Source organism: Kocuria sp. APC 4018, assembly GCF_030407675.1.
Taxonomy (GTDB): Bacteria; Actinomycetota; Actinomycetes; order Actinomycetales; family Micrococcaceae; genus Kocuria; species Kocuria rhizophila.
The window spans coordinates 1-5,628 of record NZ_JASDCY010000093.1 but is presented as its reverse complement, the minus strand read 5'-3'; the positions used below and the strand labels follow the sequence as shown (position 1 = coordinate 5,628).

Below are 5,628 nucleotides of genomic sequence, written 5' to 3'. Positions count from 1 at the left end.
CTCCCCCACCGGACGGGCGCCGCGCAGGGCATTGGTCACGAACACCTCCGACACCTCAGCGAGGTCCGCGAGTGCGATGGCCCGTTCGCGGACCTCGTACCCGGCGGACCGCAGCGCCGCGATCACCCGGGCGCGCATCACCCCGGGCAGGATCCTGCCGTCAGCGGGCGGGGTGGTGACCACGCCGCCGCGCACCACGAACACATTGGCCCGCCCGGTCTCCAGCACCGTGCCGTCCTCGTCCACCAGCAGCGGGTCGCACACCGGGGACCACGGGCCGGGTGCCGCGTCCAGGGCGCCGCGGTCCGCCCACTTGTGGCACCCCCACCCGCCGGGCACCACCACCGGGCGCAGCACCCACGGCTCCACGGGAGGGGCCACGTCGGGCGGATCGAGCGGGGCTCGGGTCATCTCGATGCGCAGACTCCCGGCCTCCGGAACCGCCGTGACCCGCATCCGGTGCCGGCCCTCCAGGGCGGCGGCGCACCGGATGATCCGCTCCTCGAGCCCGCCAGGCAGGTCACAGGAGAAGCATGCACGAACGCTGCTCTGGAGCCGGGCCAGGTGCTCCGCCAGCTGCTCCGGCCGCCCGTCACGGACGAGCATCGTGGTGAACACGCCCGGAGCAGGATCGGGGCTCGCGCGGAGAACAGGCGCGTCCCGCAGGACGGGTGCCCGGCCCGACGACGCCGCCCCGCCCGGGTTTCCCGCGCCCGCTCGCCCGGTGAATTCGCCGCACTGGGAGGCACCGCCCACGCACGCCGGGGTCGCCACCTCCGAGGACTCCGCGTGCTCCCGCCACTCGCGGGTCAGCTCCTCCCCGAACCGGGCACCCACCGCATCCAGCAGCGGGGCGGCCTTCACGAGGGTCTCGAACGCCTCCCCGCCCGGGTCCGAGTCCGCGACGATCCCGCCACCCACGCCCAGCCGCACGGCCCCACCGGAGAACTCGAAGGTCCGGATGGCCACGTTCACCGCCAGACCCGCCACCGGGCTCACACACCCGATGCCCCCGGTGTAGACGCCCCGCGCGGTGGTCTCGAGCTCGTTGATGATCTCGGTGGCCCTGATCTTGGGCGCCCCCGTGCACGAGCCGGGCGGGAACGTGGAGCGCAGCAGGGCGGCGTCGTCGAGCCCGGGACGCAGCGTTCCGTGGACGTCCGCGACCAGGTGGTGGACGCCCGTGTGCGGCTCCACGCGCGGCACGGCGGGGCTCAGGACGGAGCCGGAGACGCACGCGCGGGAGAGGTCGTTGCGCATGAGGTCCACGATCATCACGTTCTCCGCGCGGTTCTTGGCGGAGGCGTGCAGCTCGCGGGGGTCCGAGTCCGCGGGCGCCGTGCCCTTGATCGGGGAGGTCAGCACGGCGCGGCCGGTGCGGCGCAGGTAGAGCTCGGGCGAGAAGCTGGCCACCGCGCCGCCCGGCACGCGCAGGAACGCGGCGAAACGCGACCGCAACCGCTCGTACCCGGCGCAGAACAGGTCCAGCGCATCGCCGTCGAATGCCGCCGTGAGCTCGCGGCAGATGTTCGCCTGGAAGATGTCCCCGTCCCGGATGTGCGCCAGCGCGCGCCGCACGGCCTCGGCGTGGGCCGCGCCGGTCACGGCGGCCTCGAACGGCTCGCAGCGGTACGGCCGCGAGGCGGGAGCCTCTCCGGCGGGCGACGCCGCGGGGCCGCCCGCGAGCGCCCGCTCCACGAGCGCGACGGTCCGCCGCACCCGGCCCGGATCCGTGCCGGGGAGGGACTCGCAGTACCAGCGGTCCGCGGCGGCGTCGTGCACCAGGACGTGGTCGTAGTGAGCCAGATGGTGCTCCGGCAGGGCACCGGAGCGCGGAGGCGCGGGCGGGAGGGTCTCCAACCGGCGCGAGAGCTGGTAGCCCAGGTAGCCGATCCACCCGCCGTCGAACCGGGCGGGGTCTTCGGCGGTGAGGGCGGCGTCATCGTCCGCGGCGCCCAGCGCGGCGAACGGGTCCTCATCCGCACCCAATACACGTGTGGGCCGGATACCGATGACCGCATCCCCGTGAAGCCAGTCCCCGAACAGCGCCGCGAGCCCGGGTTCATCGCGCAGCGCACGCAGCATCTGCACGGGACTCACACGGTGCGGCAGGGCGGTGCGGGGCACGGGTTCCTCTCGGGGCAGGGCTGGCCGAGCCCATGATACGAACGAACCGCCCCGCAGGCGTGCGCGGGGCGGCTCGTTGGACGGGGCGGGGACGGCGTCGCCGTCCCGGGGCACGACTGCGGGCCCGGAGATCCGCATGGCCGCCCGCGCCGCGCGGTGCTCAGATCTTGACGACCATCTTGCCCTTGTTCGCGCCCTTCATCATGTCCAGGAACGCGTCCACGGCGTGGTCCAGGCCCTCCACCACGGTCTCGTCGTGGGTGACCTTGCCGGAGGTGAACCACTCGCCCATCCGCTGGCGGTACTCCTGGGCGATGTCCGTGTGGTCGCCCATGGTGAAGCCCTCCAGCATGAGGGAGTTCTTGATGATGTTCCCCATGTTGTCCGGGCCGCAGGGACGCTCGGTGGAGTTGTACTGGCTGATCGCGCCGCACACGGCCACGCGTCCGTGACGGTTGAGCACGTCCAGTGCGGCCTCCAGGTGGTCGCCGCCCACGTTGTCGTAGTAGACGTCCACGCCGTCCTCGCCCACGGCCTGCGCGAGCTGCTCACGGATGGGGGCGTCCTTGTAGTTGAGCACCTTGTCGAAGCCGTACTTCTCGGTGAGCATCTGTGCCTTCTCGTCCGAGCCGGCCGAGCCGATCACGTAGGAGGCGCCCAGCAGCTTGGCGATCTGCCCTGCGGTGGAGCCCACCGCCCCCGCGGCACCGGAGACGAACACGCGGTCCCCCTCCTTCAGCCCGGCAATGCGGGTGAGCCCGGTGTAGGCGGTCATCCCAGTCATGCCCAGGACGCCCAGGTACACGGACAGCTCCGCGTTCGGAAGTTCCTCGACCTTGGTGAACTCGTCCGCGGAGCCCTGGGCGAGGTCGCGCCAGCCGTACTGGTGCAGCACGGGGGTGCCCTCCGGGAGCTCCTCGGCGCGGGACTCGACCACGCGGCCGATGGCCCCGCCGGTCATGGTCTCGTTCAGGGCGAACGGCGGGATGTAGCTCTTCTCGTCCCGCATGCGACCGCGCATGTACGGGTCCACGGACATGAACTCGTTGCGCACGCGCACCTGGCCGTCCTCGAGCTCGGGCAGGTCAACGGTGACGGTGCGGAAGTTCTCGTGCTCCGGCCACCCCTCGGGCCGGGAGACGAGCTGGATCTGAGTGCTGGTGGAATCGTTGTTAGCCATGTCTGTATCGTGGCACGCTCGATCGCTTTCCGCAGCAACAATTCGCGTGGAGCGGACGGCGCGGAATGCGGGAATAACCGATCGGTAACTTGTGTCTCCTAACCGGCCCAGGATGTGCGGTGCGCCACGCTCAGGAGACGGACGGTGGGAGGCGAGCGGGCGTCGTCGTCACCCGTGTCCGCCCCACCTCCGGCAACGACACCACCCGACCGGCTCCCGCACGCGCTGCCCTTCCAGCGCGTCCCACGGCATCCGGCTCCCCCTCGCGCAGCAGCGCCCCGAGCGCCCGGGTGTGAGGAAACCGTGAGGATCCGCAGGGTGCGCGTATGGGTTCCGTGAGGGGGCCTCCCCCGGCGGTGGGGGCGGGCGTCTACTGAGGTTCTGCACCCAGGGAGGGTGCGGCGGCCGTGGTCCTGCGGCCGGTGATCTCCGATCGGAGCCAGCAGTGCTTGATGTCGTGTACGTCCTGGGCGTGGTCGCCCTGTTCATGGTCGTGGTGATGGTGGGCAAGGCGGTGGACAAGCTGTGATCGTGCTCAGCGGCATCGCGTTCGTGCTGGGCGTCGCGGCGATCGCGTACCTGGTCTTCGCCCTGGTGAACCCGGAGAGCTTCTGATGGAGTGGGTTCCCTTCCTCGCCTCGGCGGGCACGCTGGTGCTGGCTCTCGCGCTGGCCTACCGGCCCCTGGGCGACTACATGGCGTGGGTCTTCCAAACCCGCACGCACTGGGCCCCGGAGCGGGTCCTCTACAGGCTGACCGGCGTGGCCGCGGACCAGGAGCAGTCCTGGCAGGCGTACCTGCGCGCGGTGCTGTACTTCTCCCTGGCGGGCGTGCTGCTGCTGTACCTGCTGCAGCGCACCCAGAAGTGGCTGCCGTTCTCCACGGGCGCGGACAACCCGGAGCCGGGGGTCGCGTTCAACACGGCCATCTCCTTCGTGACCAACACCAACTGGCAGGCGTACTCGGGTGAGAACCTCGCGTACACCGTGCAGTTCGCGGGCCTGGCGGTGCAGAACTTCGTCTCCGCCGCCACGGGCATCGCGGTGGCGGTGGCCCTGGTGCGCGGCTTCGCGTACCGGCGCAGCGGCACCATCGGCAACTTCTGGGTGGACCTCACCCGCACCACGGTGCGCGTGCTGCTGCCGCTGTCGGTGCTGGGCGCACTGGCGCTGATCGCGGGCGGTGTGGTGCAGAACTTCGACGGCTTCACGGACGTCACCACCGTGGCCGGCGGCACCCAGTCCATCCCGGGCGGGCCGGTGGCCTCCCAGGAGGTCATCAAGGAGCTGGGCACCAACGGCGGCGGCTTCTACAACGCCAACGCCTCCCACCCGTTCGAGAACCCCACCGGGTGGACCAGCCTCTTCGAGTGCTTCCTGATCCTGGTGATCCCGTTCGCCCTGCCCCGCACGTTCGGGCGCCTGGTGGGGGACAACCGCCAGGGGTACGCGATCCTCGCGGTCATGGGCGTGCTGTACCTGGCCTCGCTGTTCGCGCTCGCGGTGTTCGAGTCCGCCGGGCAGGGCACCGCACCCGAGCTCGCGGGTGGCCCCATGGAGGGCAAGGAGGCCCGCTTCGGCATTCCCCAGTCCGTGATCTTCGCGGCCACCACCACGCTGACCTCCACGGGTGCGGTGAACTCCATGCACGACTCCTACACCGCCCTGGGCGGGATGGTCCCCATGCTCAACATGCTCCTGGGCGAGGTGGCCCCCGGCGGTGTGGGCTCCGGGCTCTACGGGATGCTCGTGATCGCGGTGATCGCCGTGTTCGTGGCCGGGCTGCTGGTGGGGCGCACCCCCGAGTACCTGGGCAAGAAGATCGGCCCGCGCGAGATGAAGCTCGCGAGCCTCTACATCCTGGTGATGCCCGTGCTGGTGCTCGCCGGGGTGGGCCTGAGCTTCGGGATCCCCGCGCTGCGGGACAGCATCGAGAACGAGTCCCTGACCAACACCGGCCCCCACGGGCTCTCCGAGGTGCTCTACGCGTTCGCGTCCGGCGCCAACAACAACGGCTCGGCGTTCGCGGGCCTCACCGCGGACACCCCGTGGCTCACCGCCGCGATCGGCGTGGCCATGCTCTTCGGCCGGTTCATCCCGATCGCCCTGGTGCTGGCCCTGGCCGGCTCCCTCGCGGCGCAGGAGAAGGTCCCCGCGACCGCGGGCACCCTGCCCACGCACCGGCCCCTGTTCGTGGGGCTCACCGCGGGCACCGCGGTCCTGGTGACCGCCCTCGTGTTCTTCCCCGTTCTCACGCTGGGTCCCCTGGCAGAAGGTCTGATGCAGTCATGAGCACCACCGTCACCGAAGCACGCCCCGAGG

General features: G+C 71.4%; 4 protein-coding genes. 2 read left to right on the top strand and 2 right to left on the bottom strand.

The window, feature by feature from the left end:
* Both QL985_RS11700 and QL985_RS11695 read right to left on the bottom strand, forming a co-directional pair.
* Nucleotides 1–2,127: bifunctional anthranilate synthase component I family protein/class IV aminotransferase (locus QL985_RS11700; RefSeq protein ID WP_290147933.1), on the bottom strand; the 2,127-nt coding region annotated here is incomplete at its 3' end.
* A 160-nt stretch (nucleotides 2,128–2,287) separates the two neighbouring features.
* Nucleotides 2,288–3,307, bottom strand: a complete 1,020-nt coding sequence (locus tag QL985_RS11695; RefSeq protein ID WP_059281272.1) for an NADP-dependent oxidoreductase — start codon at nucleotides 3,305–3,307, stop codon at nucleotides 2,288–2,290.
* 525 nt (nucleotides 3,308–3,832) lie between these two features.
* Here QL985_RS11695 and QL985_RS11690 point away from each other — a divergent pair.
* Both QL985_RS11690 and kdpA read left to right on the top strand, forming a co-directional pair.
* The gene (locus tag QL985_RS11690; RefSeq protein WP_065118165.1) at nucleotides 3,833–3,922 is read left to right on the top strand and encodes a potassium-transporting ATPase subunit F; all 90 of its coding nucleotides are present in this window, start codon (nucleotides 3,833–3,835) and stop codon (nucleotides 3,920–3,922) included.
* Nucleotides 3,922–5,598, top strand: a complete 1,677-nt coding sequence (gene kdpA, locus QL985_RS11685) for a potassium-transporting ATPase subunit KdpA (RefSeq protein ID WP_059281273.1) — start codon at nucleotides 3,922–3,924, stop codon at nucleotides 5,596–5,598. The genes QL985_RS11690 and kdpA overlap by 1 nt, the downstream gene beginning before the upstream one ends.
* Nucleotides 5,599–5,628 lie beyond the last annotated feature (30 nt).